Genomic DNA, 14,726 nt, shown 5'->3' with positions numbered 1-14,726 from the left:
CCCACGCACCCAAGCCCCGAACAGTTGAGCGACCCCCGGTAATGCCTCGGCAAAAACCACCCCACCCGGAATGGGAACCCCTCCCTCCGGTGTTGCACCGCCTTGGAGGGCGCTCGCACCCTCCACCAGGCATGCCCGCAGCCAAGGAGGAACGCCACGTGAGCCAGTACGTCAGCAGGCTCAGGCACCGCTCCCCGGCGGCCCCCTCGCGACTCAGGCTCCACCGCCGCCCCCGCCGCGTCGCCATGCTCTCCGTGCACACCTCCCCGCTCCACCAGCCCGGCACCGGCGACGCCGGCGGCATGAACGTCTACATCGTCGAGCTCGCGCAGCGCCTCGCCGCGATCAACATCGAGGTGGAGATCTTCACGCGTACGACGGCCACGGGCCTCCCGCCCACCGTCGACCTGGCTCCCGGCGTCCTGGTCCGCCACATCGACGCGGGCCCCTACGAGGGACTCAACAAGGAGGACCTCCCCGCCCAGCTGTGCGCCTTCACGCACGGCGTGATGCAGGCCTGGGCCGGCCACCGCCCCGGCTACTACGACCTGGTCCACTCCCACTACTGGCTGTCCGGCCACGTCGGCTGGCTCGCCGCCCAGCGCTGGGGCGCCCCCCTGGTGCACGCCATGCACACCATGGCCAAGGTCAAGAACGCCAACCTGGCCGACGGCGACACCCCCGAGCCCGCCGCCCGCGTCATCGGCGAGACCCAGATCGTCACGGCCGCCGACCGACTGATCGCCAACACGGCCGAGGAGGCCGACGAACTCGTACGGCACTACGCCGCCGACCCCGACAAGGTCGCCGTGGTGCACCCCGGCGTGAACCTCACCCGCTTCTCGCCCGCCGACGGCCGAGCGGCCGCCCGCGCCCGCCTGGGCCTCCCGCAGGACGCCCTGATCCCGCTCTTCGCAGGCCGCATCCAGCCCCTGAAGGCCCCGGACATCCTGCTCCGCGCGGTCGCCGTGCTCCTGGACGAGCACCCCGAGCTGCGCTCCCGCATCCACGTCCCGATCGTCGGCGGCCCCAGCGGCAGCGGCCTCGCCAAGCCCGAGGGCCTGCAGAAGCTGGCCGCACGCCTGGGCATCGCGGATGTCGTACGGTTCCGGCCGCCGGTCGGCCAGGAGCAGCTCGCGGACTGGTTCCGGGCGGCATCGCTGCTGGTCATGCCGTCGTACAGCGAATCCTTCGGCCTGGTGGCCATCGAGGCACAGGCGGCCGGCACACCCGTGCTGGCGGCCTCGGTGGGCGGCCTGCCGGTGGCGGTCCGGGACGGCCGTACCGGCTTCCTGGTCCAGGGCCACAATCCGGCCGACTACGCGCGCGTGCTGCACTCCTTCGCCGCCGACCCGCACCTGTCCCCGCGGATGGGCGAGGCCGCCGCCCGGCACGCCCAGTCCTTCGGCTGGGACACCTCGGCGGCCGCCACGGCGGACGTCTACACGGCCGCGACCCAGGCCTATCGGCGTCGCGTACGCTCCCACCATGGCTGACGTACAGAAGGCATCGCAGGTCGTAGAGGCAGCCCTGAAGGACGCGGACCTGGAGTGGGAGACCCCCACCCCCGGCACCTACGTCGTCAAGCTCCCCGGCACCCGCAAGCTCTCGACCACCGTCTCCCTGATCGTCGGCCGCCACTCCCTGTCGCTCAACGCCTTCGTCATCCGCCACCCCGACGAGAACGAGCCCGGCGTCCACCGCTGGCTCCTGGAGCGCAACCTCAAGCTCTACGGCGTGAGTTACGCCGTCGACCAGCTCGGCGACATCTACGTCACCGCCAAACTGCCGCTGGCCGCCGTCACCCCCGACGAGATCGACCGCCTCCTCGGCCAGGTCCTGGAGGCGGCGGACGGCGCCTTCAACACCCTCCTCGAGCTGGGCTTCGCGTCCGCGATCCGCAAGGAGTACGAGTGGCGCGTCTCGCGCGGCGAGTCGACGCGGAATCTGGACGCGTTCACACATCTGACTCAGCGCCCGACGGACTGACGCAGCACCCGACGGACTGACGCAGCGTCCGGCTGTGCCCGGCTGAGGTCGGCTGGGACCGGCGTAAAGGTCCGCACCAACTCACCCGGTACGACCCCTTCCCCACCCCGGAGGGGCCGTGGCATGCTCACGCCCATCGCACTTCTGAACGTCGTTCGCATCCATGAAGAGCCGCATGGAAGGGCGCACGGACATGGGCAACGCGCATCTCACCAGACGGACCCTGCTCATCGGGACCACGGCCGTGGCGCTCGGCGCGACGACCGGCACCGCGACCGGCATGACGGCCGGTACCGCACGGACGACCGCGGCCACCGCGGAAGTCCCGGCCCTCTGGCGCGAGTTCACCCGCACCCCCCTCACCCACCCCCAGATCCCCTACATCGGCAGAGCCGGCCACCGCGGCGGGGCGCGCCGCCTCCCCCGCCCCCGAGTCGTCGCCGACGTACGCGACTTCGGTGCCGTGGCGGACGGCACGACCGACTCCGCCCCCGCGATCAACCGTGCCATCGCCGCCGCCGGAAGGGCCGGCGGTGGCACGGTCACCATCCCGCCCGGCACGTTCCGCATCGACGACGTGATCCGCATCGGCCACTCGAACGTGGTCCTCCGCGGCGCCGGCAGCGGCCGTACGACGCTCTTCGCGACGAAGAACCTCACCGAACTGATCGGCGTCTACGGCTCCCGCTACGGCGGCGACAAGTCGTCCTGGTCCTGGGCGGGCGGCCTCATCTGGCTGGCCCCGACGGCCCGTTGGGACTCCCTGGTCGCCGCCATCAGGGCGAAGGCCTGGCCCTTCGAGGGCTGGACGGGCAACCGGCGCGACGAGTGGCGTTCGCTGACGAGGGTCGAGCCCGCGCGGCAGGGCGAGGGGACGGTCACGGTCACGGACCCGTCGGCACTCCGCCCCGGCGCCCTGGTCCTCCTGCGCCTGGCCGACGACGCCGCCCACACCCTCCTGGAGCACATGTGCGGCGGCGGCCCGGGCCCCGAGGCGTACACCTGGGACGACAAGACGAAGCTGACGTCGTACGTTCCCTACGAATGGCCGGTCCGCATCACCCGGGTCCACGGCCGAAAGGTCACCCTCGAACGCCCGCTCCCGCTCGATGTACGCCCGGAGTGGGATCCGCAACTGACCACGCACGTACAGGAGCTGACGGGATCGGGCGTCGAGGGCCTGACCCTGGAGGCGACGGAGCAGCCCCAGCAGCCCCACCTCCTGGACAAGGGCCACAACGGCGTCGTCTTCCAGTGCGCCTACGACTGCTGGGCCGACGACGTGACCGTCCGCCACGTCGACAACGGCTTCGGCCTGGTGGCCGCCTCCGCCTGCACGCTCCGGCGCACACGCGTGACGGGCCGCGGCAGCCACCACCCCTACTTCTGCCGTGAGGGCTCGCACGACAACCTGATCGAGGACTTCACGATCGAGGCCCGCACCACCCCGGCCCCCACCGGCACCCAGCTGCACGGCATCAACGTGGAGGGCCTGTCCTCCCACAACGTCTGGTCGCGCGGCGACATGCGGATGGGCACGTTCGACAGCCACCGCGGCCTGCCCTTCGCCAACGTCCGCACCGACATCACCGTCCACAACGACGGCCGCCACGGCGGCGACGCGAGCGCGGGCCCCCTGTTCGGCGCGCGCTTCACGCACTGGAACGTCCGGGTGACGAACGGCCGCGCGGGCATGATCCGCCTCGACGGCCTGGCGCCCTGCTCCGCCACCGTCGGCCTCAACGAGGTCAGGGAGTTCGACCAGATCGACGTACCCGACTTCACGGGCGACCTGCACTCCCGCCTGGAGCTGTACGGCACCACGGACGTCGTACGCCCCAGGAACCTGTACGACGCTCAGCGCGAGCTGCTGCGATAGCGCCCCGGCGGCACGCCCACCAGCTTCCTGAAGTGCCGGGTGAGATGGGACTGGTCGTAGAACCCGGTCGCGGCGGCCACGTCGGCCGGCGACCGGCCCTCCAGCAGCAGCCGGCGGGCGCGGTCGACGCGGCGGGACATCAGGTACTGGTGCGGGGCGATGCCGTACGCGCCGCTGAACGACCGCACGAGATGGGCGGGATGGGCCTGGACGAGCGCGGCGGCCTCGTCGAGGGCGATGCCCTGGACGACGCGTTCGTCGAGGAGTTCGCGCAGCCGGCGGGCGAGGGCGGGGTCGCGCCGCGGGCTGTCCGCCAGGGTCCGGGGCCGCAGGTGGGCACGCAGCCGGTCACCGATGAGGGTCAGCCTGCTGTCTGCCTCCAGCTCGTCGCCGGCCTGCGCGAGGGCGGCGTGCAACTGGCCGACGCGCAGCCGCAGGACGGGGTCGCGCAGGTCGGGGGAGTCCACGGCCGGCCCGATCAGGTCGTCTCCCAGCCGGGTGCCGTCCAGGTACAGCACCCGCTTGCGGAAGCCGTGCGGGGTGGCGGGGGAGCCGTTGTGGGGGACGTGCGGCGGGAGGAGCGACACGGTGTCGTGCGGGGTGCCGTGCTCGTGCCGGTCGAGGTCGTAGCGTACGGCTCCGTCGTCGACGATGAGGAGCGTCCACGCCTCGTGCACGTGCATCGGGTACGCGTACTCGGTGAAGTGCGCGTGGAAGACCTCGGTGACGCCCGGGACGGAGGGGCGCCACGCGGAGACTTCCTGGCGATCCCGTGCGGCGGCCATGCAAAGAACGTACAAGACGCAGGTGTACGGCGGCCGCCAGTCTCGTCGTATGAACGACACGAGCACCACGGAACCCGTCCGCTTCGACACCAAGATCGCCGTCCTGCTGCGCGCGGACCTGGAGACCTGGCAGCGGCTGAACGTCACGGCCTTCCTGGTCAGCGGCCTGGGGACGCAGCTTCCCGAGGTGGTCGGGGAGCCGTACGAGGACGCGGACGGCGTGCCCTATCTGCCGATGTTCCGCCAGCCGGTCCTGGTCTTCGAGGCCACCAAGGAGAGCCTGACGACGGCCCACACCCGCGCCCTGTCCCGCTCCCTCCCGCGCGCGGTCTTCACCTCCGACCTCTTCACGACGGGCAACGACCGCGACAACCGGGCGGCGGTACGGGCGGTGCCGACGGGCGAGCTGGACCTGGTGGGGCTGGCGGTGTACGGACCGAGGAACGCGGTGGACAAGGTGATCAAGGGGGCGCGGATGCATCCGTGAGCCTCCGCCTGCGGCCCCAGGCCGCCCGCGCCTGATCGGGTTCTCAGGCGGCCGGGCTGACCTCCGGCTTCGCGTCGGCCGGGCTGCCGGCGGTGGCCGGTTCGTCCGTGGGCACGCGGCGCATCAGGGTGCCGTATCCGATCGCCGCCGCCGTCCCGATGACCGCGCACAGCCCCCACAGCCACTCGGCGCCGAACCGGTCGATGACGAGGCCGGACATCAGGGGCGCGACCAGGGCCGCGACCGACCAGGACAGGGTGTACATGCCCTGGTAGCGCCCGCGCCCCTGAGCGGGGGAGAGACGGACGACGAGGCCGGTCTGGGTGGGCGCGTTCAGCATCTCGCCCAGCGTCCACACGCACACCGTCAGCGCGAAGACGCCGACCGACCCGGCGAAGGCGGTCAGGCCGAAGCCGTACCCGGCGAGCAGGGACGAGACGATGAGGATCCGCCCCGCGTCCCGGCGTTCGATGAACCGGGTGACCGGGATCTGCAGCGCGACGATCAGGACACCGTTGACGGCGATGGCGAGGCCGTAGTCGGCGGCGGAGAACCCGGCCTCGCCCATGGCCACCGGCAGTCCCACCGAGCCCTGCTGGAAGATCAGGGCGACGAGGAAGGACAGCCCTACGACGCTCATGAAGCGCCGGTCGCGCAGTACCGTCCCGAGCCGCACCTCGTCCTCGCCCGCCTTCTCCGTCTTCGTGCGCTCGGGCCGCGACTCCGGCAGCTTGACGAACACCACGACCGCGCAGACGGCCGTCATCCCCGCCTCGATCAGGAACCCGGCGAGGTAGCTGACCTCGGCGATGAACCCGGCGGCCATGGAGGAGATCGCGAACCCGAGGTTGATGGCCCAGTAGTTGAGGGAGAAGGCGCGCACCCGGTCCTCGGGCCGGACGATGTCGGCCATCATCGCCTGCACGGCGGGCCGGGAGGCGTTGGAGGCGGCACCGACGACGAAGGCCACGGCGGCGATCGCCACGGGATGGTGCACGAACCCGAGCACGGCCACGGAGACCGCGGTGGAGGCCTGGGCGACGAGGAGGGTGGGCCGCCGCCCGAGCCGGTCGGTCATGACGCCGGCCCCGATCGACGAGACGACCCCGCCGAGACCGTGCAGCGCGGCGACGAGACCGGCGTACGTGGCGGAGTACCCGCGGTCGAGGGTGAGGTACAGGGCCATGAAGGTGGCGACGAACGCCCCGAGCCGGTTGACCAGCGTGCTGGTCCACAGCCACCAGAACTCGCGGGGGAGCCCGGAGACGGTCTCCCGGGTGGCACGTCTCAGGGCGGCGAGTGGCATAGGGGTCCCCCGGATGTACCCGGATGCACGCAACCGGATGTAAGTGGCTCAGCAGGTATCCGCAACTTACAAGCGCGCTCGCCGAGGGGGCCACCGGATTAACAGATCCCGTCAACCGTCCGCCCTTCGGGCGCGGGGCGCACCCGGCCAAAGCCGTGGATTACGCTCGGACGCATGGCCGACGCACCGTACAAGCTGATCCTCCTCCGCCACGGCGAGAGCGAATGGAACGCGAAGAACCTGTTCACCGGCTGGGTGGACGTCAACCTCAACGAGAAGGGCGAGAAGGAGGCAGTCCGCGGTGGCGAGCTCCTGAAGGACGCCGATCTCCTCCCCGACGTGGTCCACACGTCCCTCCAGAAGCGAGCGATCCGCACGGCGCAGCTGGCGCTGGAGTCGGCCGACCGCCACTGGATCCCGGTCCACCGCAGCTGGCGCCTGAACGAGCGCCACTACGGCGCCCTCCAGGGCAAGGACAAGGCCCAGACCCTCGCCGAGTTCGGCGAGGAGCAGTTCATGCTGTGGCGCCGCTCCTACGACACCCCGCCCCCGCCCCTCGAGGACGGCACGGAGTTCTCCCAGTCGGACGACCCGCGCTACGCGACGATCCCGCCGGAGCTGCGCCCCCGCACGGAGTGCCTGAAGGACGTCGTCGTCCGCATGCTCCCGTACTGGTACGACGGCATCGTCCCCGACCTCCTGACCGGCCGCACGGTCCTGGTCGCCGCCCACGGCAACTCGCTGCGCGCCCTGGTCAAGCACCTCGACGGCATCTCCGACGCCGACATCGCGGGCCTGAACATCCCCACGGGCATCCCGCTGTACTACGAACTCGACGCCGACTTCAACCCGGTGACGCCGGGCGGCAAGTACCTGGACCCGGAGGCCGCCGCGGCGGCCATCGAGGCGGTCAAGAACCAGGGCAAGAAGAAGTAACCCGACGCCATTGGGCCCCCGAACTGCCGGTTCCCGGCAGGGCGGGGGCCTTTTCGACGCCGCTGGGCCCTCTCGGGCCCCCGGAGGAGTAGCTCACGCTGCCCGCCGGACCGACCTGGACGTACGGGGAAACCAAGTCATGACCTACTCGAACCTGCGGGCGGCCCGGCTCTCCGGATGCGCTGTGGTGGTGTCGGCATTCCTTCTTACCTCATGCACCGCGTCCGAGAGCGGTGCGGACAGCGAGGCGAATTCACCGTCGCCTGGGCCCAGTCGGCCCCGGCCGGCGACTGAGCCATCGGAGAAGGCGCTCACCGAGCAGGCCCAGGCGGTTCTTGCCGCCGTCCACAACGGGGCAGTGGTCGAGGCCGGCGTGGAACGCGTGATCGACGGTGTCCACACCGAGCCCGGGCTCGAAAGGGGGAAGACGTACCGGCTCAACCTGGTGTGTGCCGGCAGCGGCAGCGCACAGCTGGAGTTCATGCCTGCGAGCGGCGGAACGGGGACCACGGTGCCCTGCGACGAGTCAGTGGTGCAGCAGCGGATCACTGCCGACAAGCTGGTCCGTATCAATGTCGAGGGCGCCAAGGGGGCGACCGGCGTGATCGCGTGGCAGATCGACGCCCTGTGAGTCTCTCCTGAAGCGGCGCTTCGCTAAGCGGTCCCGAGGGCGTCGCGCAGCACGTCGGCCTCGTCCACGATCAGCAGGGCGGGCGGCAGGCCATCGAGTTGCCGGGTGGTGGCGCGGTTGGGGGAGGCGGTGATCTCCGCGCGCTGGTCCGGGTCGGTGGTGTAGGCGTCCCAGAACCACTCCATGGCCTTGCGGCTGAGGTAGTAGCCGGTGTCGAACTGCTCGTAGGACATGGTGTCCATGGCCGCGTCCGTGACCGGGTAGTACATCGACTGCTGTACGAAGGTGACGTCACCGCGTTCCTTGGCCATCAGGGCGAGCGCGGCCGTCATGTTCCCGCCGACCGAGTCGCCGGCCACTGCCATGCGCCGGGCGTCCAGGCCCTTGGACGCACCCTCACGCGTGATCCACTGCGCGGTGGCGTAGCCCTGCTCGATGGCCACGGGGTAGTGGGCCTCGGGTGAGGCGGTGTACTCCACGAAGACCACCGCCGCGTTGGCGCCGACCGCCAACTCCCGTACCAGGCGGTCATGGGTGGCGGCGTTGCCCAATACCCAGCCGCCGCCGTGCATGTAGAGCACGACGGGCAGTGTTCCGGTGGCGCCCTGCGGTTTGACGATGCGCACCCGAACGTCGCCCACCGAGGCGGCTACGGTGATCCACTCCTCGGCGACCGGCAGCTTGTCGATCGGCGCGGCCTGCAGGTCGTCGAGGACCTTGCGCGCTTCGACCGGCTTCAGCTCGTACAAGAACGGATGGTGCGAGGTCGCGTCAGCCAGCTCCTGTGCCGGGCGCTCCAGGATGATCGAGGCAGATTGAGCAGTCATGGCAATGCTCCTGGCAGTGCTGAGAAGCCCGAAGTGAAGAGCGGCGCGCGCGTGGTGACTGCCCTGGGGGCGTCGACGCCGCCGCGGGCCCGGGCTCTGGGCGGAGCCCCGGTCAAGCCCTCGATAGGGCGATATGCCCCATCCTAGGTGCGTGCTGTACAACCCTCGACCGGAGGCGGACGAGGTATCAGGGCCTGCAGAAGCAGGCGTATGTCAGCACCGTCCGAGCCCGCTGCATGCCCCGTCCCGTATCCGCGGCAGCGACGACGGCAAAGGGCCCCGCTGCGACATCCGCACCGGAGCCCTGACCGCCACGCAAGATCCACGGCGCCGTACGCCGCGCTGCCTCCGTGTCCTACGCCCGCACCCGCACCCTCACCCGCACTGGCAAGGATTTCCCGACTGGCACCCGCACCCGCAGCCCGAGCCGCAGCCGCACGCGGCGACGAGCGGGAGGCTCCTGATATCGGCGGGCTGCTCGGTCGGGCGTACCTGGGTGGGGTCGGGCGTCGTGCCGGGAGTGCTGGGGGATTCGGCCATGGTCCCTCCTCGGGGCTGGTGCCTGTGCCCATTCCATGCCCGCCCCGCTGGGCGCATCAACGGCGCACGGAGGCTTGCTCACGCCCCGAACAGGCCCCCGCACTCCCCGCCCTTCCGGCCGTCCCCGGCCCGCCCCGTACGCCTCAGACGCCCTCGGCGTCCGAAACCGGCTGAATGTCCGGCTGGATGTCGGGCTGCAGCTCATCGGCGTGCTCACCCGTCACCAGGAACACCACACGCTTGGCCACGGCCACCGCGTGGTCGGCGTACCGCTCGTAGTAGCGGCCGAGCAGCGTCACGTCGACCGCCGTCTCGATGCCGTGCTTCCAGCGCTCGTCCAGCAGGTGCTGGAAGAGGGTGCGGTGGAGGAGGTCCATCGCGTCGTCGTCCTGCTCCAGCTGGAGCGCGAGGTCGACGTCCTTGGTGACGATCACCTCGGCCGCCTTCGCCATCAGGCGCTGCGCGAGCTGACCCATCTCCAGGATGGTGGCGTGCAGGTCCTGCGGGATCGCGCGCTCCGGGTAGCGCAGCCGCGTGAGCTTCGCCACGTGCTGGGCCAGGTCGCCCGAGCGCTCCAGGTCCGCCGACATGCGCAACGAGGTGACGACGATACGGAGGTCCGTCGCCACCGGCTGCTGGCGCGCCAGCAGGGCTATGGCCCGGGCCTCCAGGTCGTGCTGGAGGTCGTCGACCTTCTGGTCGGCCTCGATCACGCTCTCGGCCAGCTTCAGGTCGGTGTCGAGGATGGCCGCCGTGGCGCGCCCGATCGCCGAGCCGACCAGCCGGGCCATCTCCACCAGACCGTCGCCGATCGAGTCCAGTTCCTCGTGGTACGCGTCCCGCATCAGGGTCCCTCTCTAACGTATGCCTCGGGGGTTCCGGGGCCAGGAGACTGTCGTCGGACCGGCAGTCCTGTAGTCGGATCTTGTCGAATCCCGTTGAACAGGAAGTCTTACCGTCATGCCCTCCGACAGTAAGACTGTCGCGAAAACGTCAGTCGGACTGTCGTGAAACCGCCAGTGTGATCCCAAGCTAAACCGCCTGTGCGAACCCCACGCATCCACGATCCGGTCCGTACGCGTCCGTTTCCGCCACCCCAAATGAACCAGCACTGGCTCCAAGGTGAACTCTGGGCGACGAGTGTTCGAGGTCGCACTCCGACGGCTGTGGCCACTGCCTGCGTCATGCCTAACCTGGGTGCATGGACGTGAACGCGGCGGTCGCCGCAGCGGCAGCGATCGCCGGGGTGCTTACCGGTGTCATCGCCATGCTGGCGTTCCGCTGGAGCGAACGCGACCTGAAGCGACCCACCCGAACCTCTCTGCACACCGACCCGGTCCTGCCGCCCGGCGTGGACACGGTCCTGTCGGTGCTGCGCTCCTCCGCCGTCGTGCTCGACGAGGGGGACGCCGTCGTCAAGGCCAGCTCGGCGGCGTACGCCCTCGGTCTGGTGCGCGGCGGCAAGCTCTCCGTCGAGCCCATGCTCCAGATGGCCCGGGACACCAGACGCGACGGTGAGATACGGCAGGTCGAGCTGGATCTGCCCAGGCGTGGCACCGGACGCGGCGAGGCCCTCGCCGTGTCCGCGCGCGTCGCGCCCCTTGGCTCCCGCCTGGTCCTGCTCCTCGTCGAGGATCTCACCGAGGCCCGGCGGATAGAGGCCGTGCGGCGTGACTTCGTCGCGAACGTCAGTCATGAGCTGAAGACACCGGTCGGCGCGCTCTCCCTGCTGTCCGAGGCCGTCATGGACGCCTCCGACGACCCGGAGGCCGTGCAGCGCTTCGCCGGGCGCATGCAGATCGAGGCGACCCGGCTGACCAACCTGGTGCAGGAACTGATCGACCTCTCCCGGGTGCAGAACGACGACCCGCTGGAGGACGCCGAGCCCGTCCGCGTCGACGAGCTCGTCGCCGAGGCCATGGACCGCTGCCGACACGCCGCCGGCACGAAGCAGATCACCATGGCCGCGGGCGGCACCACCGACCTCAGCATCTGGGGCAACCGCGGCCAGCTCGCCGCCGCGCTCGGCAACCTCGTCGAGAACGCCGTCAACTACTCGCCCGCCCGCACCCGTGTCGGCATCGCCGCGCGCCGGGTCGGCGCCCCGGGCGGGGACAATATCGAGATCGCCGTGACCGACCAGGGCATCGGCATCTCGGACAAGGACAAGGAGCGCATCTTCGAGCGCTTCTACCGCGTGGATCCGGCCCGTTCCCGTGCCACAGGCGGCACCGGCCTCGGTCTCGCGATCGTCAAACACGTGGCCGCCTCACACAGCGGGGAGGTCACGGTGTGGAGCTCCGAGGGACAGGGCTCCACCTTCACCCTGCGGCTGCCGGAGGCGGGTGCGGCCCGCGACCGCGCACAGCAGCACCCCGATCTCGACGACGAGGCCGGGCACTCCGCCGCCCCATCCCATCACCGCACCACCCCCGATTCACCCGCTGACTCAACCGCGTACGAAACGCTTTCCGCCCCGGAGGTCCTTCCGTGACCCGTGTGCTCGTCGTCGAGGACGAGGAGTCCTTCTCCGACGCCCTGTCGTACATGCTCCGCAAAGAGGGCTTCGAGGTCGCCGTCGCGACCACCGGGCCCGACGGACTCGACGAGTTCGAGCGCAACGGCGCCGACCTCGTCCTCCTCGACCTGATGCTGCCCGGCCTGCCGGGCACCGAGGTCTGCCGCCAGCTGCGTGGCCGATCGAATGTCCCGGTGATCATGGTCACCGCCAAGGACAGCGAGATCGACAAGGTTGTCGGTCTGGAAATAGGAGCCGATGACTACGTCACCAAGCCGTTCTCCTCGCGCGAGCTGGTCGCCCGTATCCGGGCCGTCCTGCGCCGCCGCGGCGAGCCGGAGGAGGTGACCCCGGCAGCTCTGGAGGCGGGCCCGGTCCGGATGGACGTCGACCGCCACGTGGTCACGGTCTCCGGCTCCAAGGTCGACCTCCCGCTCAAGGAGTTCGACCTCCTGGAGATGCTCCTGCGCAACGCGGGCCGCGTCCTGACCCGTATGCAGCTCATCGACCGCGTCTGGGGTGCCGACTACGTCGGCGACACCAAGACCCTGGACGTCCACGTCAAGCGCCTGCGCGCCAAGATCGAGCCGGACCCGGGCGCGCCGCGGTACCTGGTGACGGTCCGCGGCCTCGGCTACAAGTTCGAGCCGTAAACCGCTGCCGTGGCAAGGACGCGGCCGTAACGACTGAGAACACGGTCGCCACGTACGTCGAAGGGCGGGACCTCCGATTCCGGGGGTCCCGCCCTTTTTCTACGACTGTGCAGGTGCCGTACGACGATCCGGCGCCGTACGGCCGCTCAGTGCCCGGCGACCGTCTGCGAGGCGCTGTCGCTCGGGGTCACCGTGTTGCCGGCCGCCGCTCCGTCCCCGGCCGCACCGCCGGTCTCCGTCGCGCTCCCGGCCGCACCGCCGGTCGGGGTGGCCTCCGCGCCCTCGCCCGGGGTCGCGGTCGGCGAGCCGGTCGGGGAGGCCGTGGTGCCCGGCGTCGCCGGGACCTCGCTCGGGCCCCAGCTCTCGAAGAAGCTCTCGGCCGGGACGACGAAGGCGCGCAGGCTCACGTCACCGGTCTTGCTGAAGGTGAAGGTGATCCGCTGCGCGTTGCCGTCCTGGATGGCCTCGCGGCTGCTGGGCAGCACGGCGGCGGCGTTGTCCTTGCCGCCGATGATCAGCGAACCGCCGGCCGGGATGGTCAGGCTGCCGCCCTTGGCGGGCTTGAGCTCGGCATTCTTGGCGGTGCCGTCCACCTTGATCGAGTCCAGCGTCTGCGCGGAGCTGCCGGAGTTGAACAGGGTCGCCGAGATCGCGGCCGGGCCGGTCGACTCCAGGTCGGGCTGGGTGATGACGATGGCGTTCTGGATCTTGATGTCGCCGACGCTGGTGGCTGCGTTGTCCGGCTTGATCTCCAGGGTCTGCGCGTTGTTGCCGGCCGCGCACGCGGAGAGCGCGGCGATCGAGAACGTGATGGCGGCGGCGGCGAGGGCGCCGCGTCGAAGGCTGCTGCTCACGGCGGCGGCAACTCCTTGACTCGAACGGGGGGCGCGTAGTGCCGCCCTAAGTGTCTGTCAGCGGCCTTAGGTTACCGAGCCGTTCCCGCGCTACCGCACCCGACCCTCCCCCGAGCGGCGATGAGCCGAGGAAGTACGTCCGAAGCGCCTCTTCCGCCACCCTTCCCTTCACCCACAAGTGGCGCGGTTGTCACTTTGCCCGGAGCTCTGTCCGTCATTCACATAAGACGTCTCGCAAGTCCCCGCGCAAAATTTCCGTGAAGGAATGCGCGACCTTCCGGAATTGATCACCGGATGTGCCGCCGACCTGGCTGTGATCAATTCCGGATTCGCCCGGGAGGTGACTCGGGACGCCGAACGGAGTAGCGGAAGTCGCACACTTGGAACCGGACATATGTGGACGTTCGGCCACTCGGAGGGGTCTCTGGATGTGTGTAACGTACGCGTTTCACCTCGCCTGCAGAGCCGCTCCCACCTGCGAATACTTTCTTCCGCTCGGCCCGCGCAGCACGTTCCTGTTGGAGTTGTCAAGCCCCGAGATATGCCCTGACCTGCGAAAACGCCATTCAGAACCCGCAGTTTCCGTGTTACCCTGGATAGCCACGGAAGGGGTACCTGTCACATGACGTTCAAGGTTGGCGACACCGTGGTCTATCCCCATCACGGGGCCGCGCTGATCGAGGCTATCGAAACTCGCCAGATCAAAGGCGTGGACAAGACCTACTTGGTGCTGAAGGTCGCCCAGGGTGACCTGACGGTACGTGTGCCAGCGGACAATGCGGAGTTCGTCGGCGTGCGTGATGTGGTCGGTCAGGACGGGCTGGACCGGGTCTTCGAGGTGCTGCGCGCGCCGTACGCCGAGGAGCCCACGAACTGGTCGCGTCGATACAAGGCAAATCTGGAGAAGCTCGCCTCCGGCGATGTCATCAAGGTCGCGGAAGTGGTGCGTGACCTGTGGCGTCGTGAGCGCGAGCGCGGACTCTCCGCCGGTGAGAAGCGCATGCTCGCCAAGGCACGCCAGATCCTGGTGAGCGAGCTCGCTCTCGCGGAGAACACCAACGAGGACAAGGCCGAGGCGCTGCTCGACGAGGTTCTCGCGTCCTGACGCGGTACATCCGCCTCAGTTTCAGCACAGTAGTTTCAGCAGCGTGCTGATTTTTTCAAAGAAGTGCCGCGGTGCCCGATGACGTAATTGCTGTCGCCGGGCGCTGCGGCATGTTCGCTCACAGGCGCGGTACGTCCTACCTCGGGGGCGCCCCCGATACTTGATGTGCCGGGTCCGGGCAGCCGTCTCGACCGATGTCACGGAAGGGTTCGGTCA

General features: G+C 70.0%; 13 protein-coding genes and 1 pseudogene. 9 read left to right on the top strand and 5 right to left on the bottom strand.

The features are described 5' to 3' along the window. Nucleotides 1–158: 158 nt before the first annotated feature. The 3 genes from mshA to ACZ7M7_RS37725 all read left to right on the top strand — a co-directional run bounded on the left by mshA (nucleotide 159) and on the right by ACZ7M7_RS37725 (nucleotide 3,868). Nucleotides 159–1,496: a D-inositol-3-phosphate glycosyltransferase gene (mshA, locus tag ACZ7M7_RS37735; protein WP_472125098.1), complete on the top strand. Its 1,338-nt coding sequence runs from the start codon at nucleotides 159–161 to the stop codon at nucleotides 1,494–1,496. After that, nucleotides 1,489–1,989 (top strand): type III secretion system chaperone family protein, encoded by a 501-nt coding sequence (locus ACZ7M7_RS37730; RefSeq protein WP_427843817.1) that lies wholly within the window; start codon nucleotides 1,489–1,491, stop codon nucleotides 1,987–1,989. Before mshA ends, ACZ7M7_RS37730 begins: the two co-directional genes overlap by 8 nt. A gap of 175 nt (nucleotides 1,990–2,164) precedes the next feature. Beyond that, nucleotides 2,165–3,868, top strand: a complete 1,704-nt coding sequence (locus ACZ7M7_RS37725; protein ID WP_472124994.1) for a glycosyl hydrolase family 28-related protein — start codon at nucleotides 2,165–2,167, stop codon at nucleotides 3,866–3,868. Here ACZ7M7_RS37725 and ACZ7M7_RS37720 read toward each other — a convergent pair. Continuing rightward, nucleotides 3,847–4,653 (bottom strand): helix-turn-helix transcriptional regulator, encoded by an 807-nt coding sequence (locus ACZ7M7_RS37720; RefSeq protein ID WP_383627109.1) that lies wholly within the window; start codon nucleotides 4,651–4,653, stop codon nucleotides 3,847–3,849. The two genes, ACZ7M7_RS37725 and ACZ7M7_RS37720, sit on opposite strands and share 22 nt — an antisense overlap. Nucleotides 4,654–4,702: 49 nt before the next feature. Here ACZ7M7_RS37720 and ACZ7M7_RS37715 point away from each other — a divergent pair, with 49 nt between their 5' ends. Beyond that, nucleotides 4,703–5,140: a DUF2000 family protein gene (locus ACZ7M7_RS37715; RefSeq protein WP_472124990.1), complete on the top strand. Its 438-nt coding sequence runs from the start codon at nucleotides 4,703–4,705 to the stop codon at nucleotides 5,138–5,140. Nucleotides 5,141–5,183: 43 nt separating this feature from the next. Here ACZ7M7_RS37715 and ACZ7M7_RS37710 read toward each other — a convergent pair whose 3' ends face one another. After that, a complete protein-coding gene (locus ACZ7M7_RS37710) occupies nucleotides 5,184–6,446 on the bottom strand; it encodes an MDR family MFS transporter (protein ID WP_383627103.1) in 1,263 nt (420 codons plus the stop codon). Nucleotides 6,447–6,620: 174 nt separating this feature from the next. Between ACZ7M7_RS37710 and ACZ7M7_RS37705 the strand changes: the two genes are divergently transcribed. Together ACZ7M7_RS37705 and ACZ7M7_RS37700 are read left to right on the top strand one after the other, a co-directional pair. Then, nucleotides 6,621–7,382 carry a phosphoglyceromutase gene (locus ACZ7M7_RS37705; protein ID WP_062723775.1) on the top strand — a complete coding sequence of 254 codons (762 nt, stop codon included), beginning with the start codon at nucleotides 6,621–6,623 and terminating at the stop codon, nucleotides 7,380–7,382. Nucleotides 7,383–7,521: 139 nt separating this feature from the next. Continuing rightward, nucleotides 7,522–8,013: a hypothetical protein gene (locus ACZ7M7_RS37700; RefSeq protein ID WP_472124987.1), complete on the top strand. Its 492-nt coding sequence runs from the start codon at nucleotides 7,522–7,524 to the stop codon at nucleotides 8,011–8,013. A gap of 41 nt (nucleotides 8,014–8,054) precedes the next feature. Here ACZ7M7_RS37700 and ACZ7M7_RS37695 read toward each other — a convergent pair. After that, nucleotides 8,055–8,840 (bottom strand): annotated as a pseudogene (locus ACZ7M7_RS37695) (alpha/beta hydrolase); the annotation flags it as partial. Between the two features lie 683 nt (nucleotides 8,841–9,523). Next, nucleotides 9,524–10,225 carry a phosphate signaling complex protein PhoU gene (gene phoU / locus ACZ7M7_RS37690; protein WP_472124985.1) on the bottom strand — a complete coding sequence of 234 codons (702 nt, stop codon included), beginning with the start codon at nucleotides 10,223–10,225 and terminating at the stop codon, nucleotides 9,524–9,526. Between the two features lie 356 nt (nucleotides 10,226–10,581). Here phoU and phoR point away from each other — a divergent pair, with 356 nt between their 5' ends. Together phoR and phoP are read left to right on the top strand one after the other, a co-directional pair. Next, nucleotides 10,582–11,874: a two-component system sensor histidine kinase PhoR gene (gene phoR, locus ACZ7M7_RS37685; RefSeq protein ID WP_383607128.1), complete on the top strand. Its 1,293-nt coding sequence runs from the start codon at nucleotides 10,582–10,584 to the stop codon at nucleotides 11,872–11,874. 5 nt (nucleotides 11,875–11,879) lie between these two features. Then, nucleotides 11,880–12,551 carry a two-component system response regulator PhoP gene (gene phoP, locus ACZ7M7_RS37680; RefSeq protein WP_004000192.1) on the top strand — a complete coding sequence of 224 codons (672 nt, stop codon included), beginning with the start codon at nucleotides 11,880–11,882 and terminating at the stop codon, nucleotides 12,549–12,551. A gap of 146 nt (nucleotides 12,552–12,697) precedes the next feature. On the opposite strand, the gene ACZ7M7_RS37675 is transcribed toward phoP, so the two are convergent. After that, nucleotides 12,698–13,405, bottom strand: coding sequence for a copper chaperone PCu(A)C domain-containing protein (locus tag ACZ7M7_RS37675; protein ID WP_472124982.1), 708 nt, complete (start codon nucleotides 13,403–13,405; stop codon nucleotides 12,698–12,700). Between the two features lie 622 nt (nucleotides 13,406–14,027). Here ACZ7M7_RS37675 and ACZ7M7_RS37670 point away from each other — a divergent pair. Then, on the top strand, nucleotides 14,028–14,510 hold the full coding sequence (locus ACZ7M7_RS37670) for a CarD family transcriptional regulator (RefSeq protein ID WP_003953493.1): 483 nt from the start codon (nucleotides 14,028–14,030) through the stop codon (nucleotides 14,508–14,510). Nucleotides 14,511–14,726 lie beyond the last annotated feature (216 nt).

It is taken from the genome of Streptomyces sp. NPDC111606 (genome assembly GCF_055656945.1).
The sequence above is the reverse complement of the archived record's forward strand: the minus strand, read 5'-3'. Positions and strand labels throughout refer to the sequence as shown.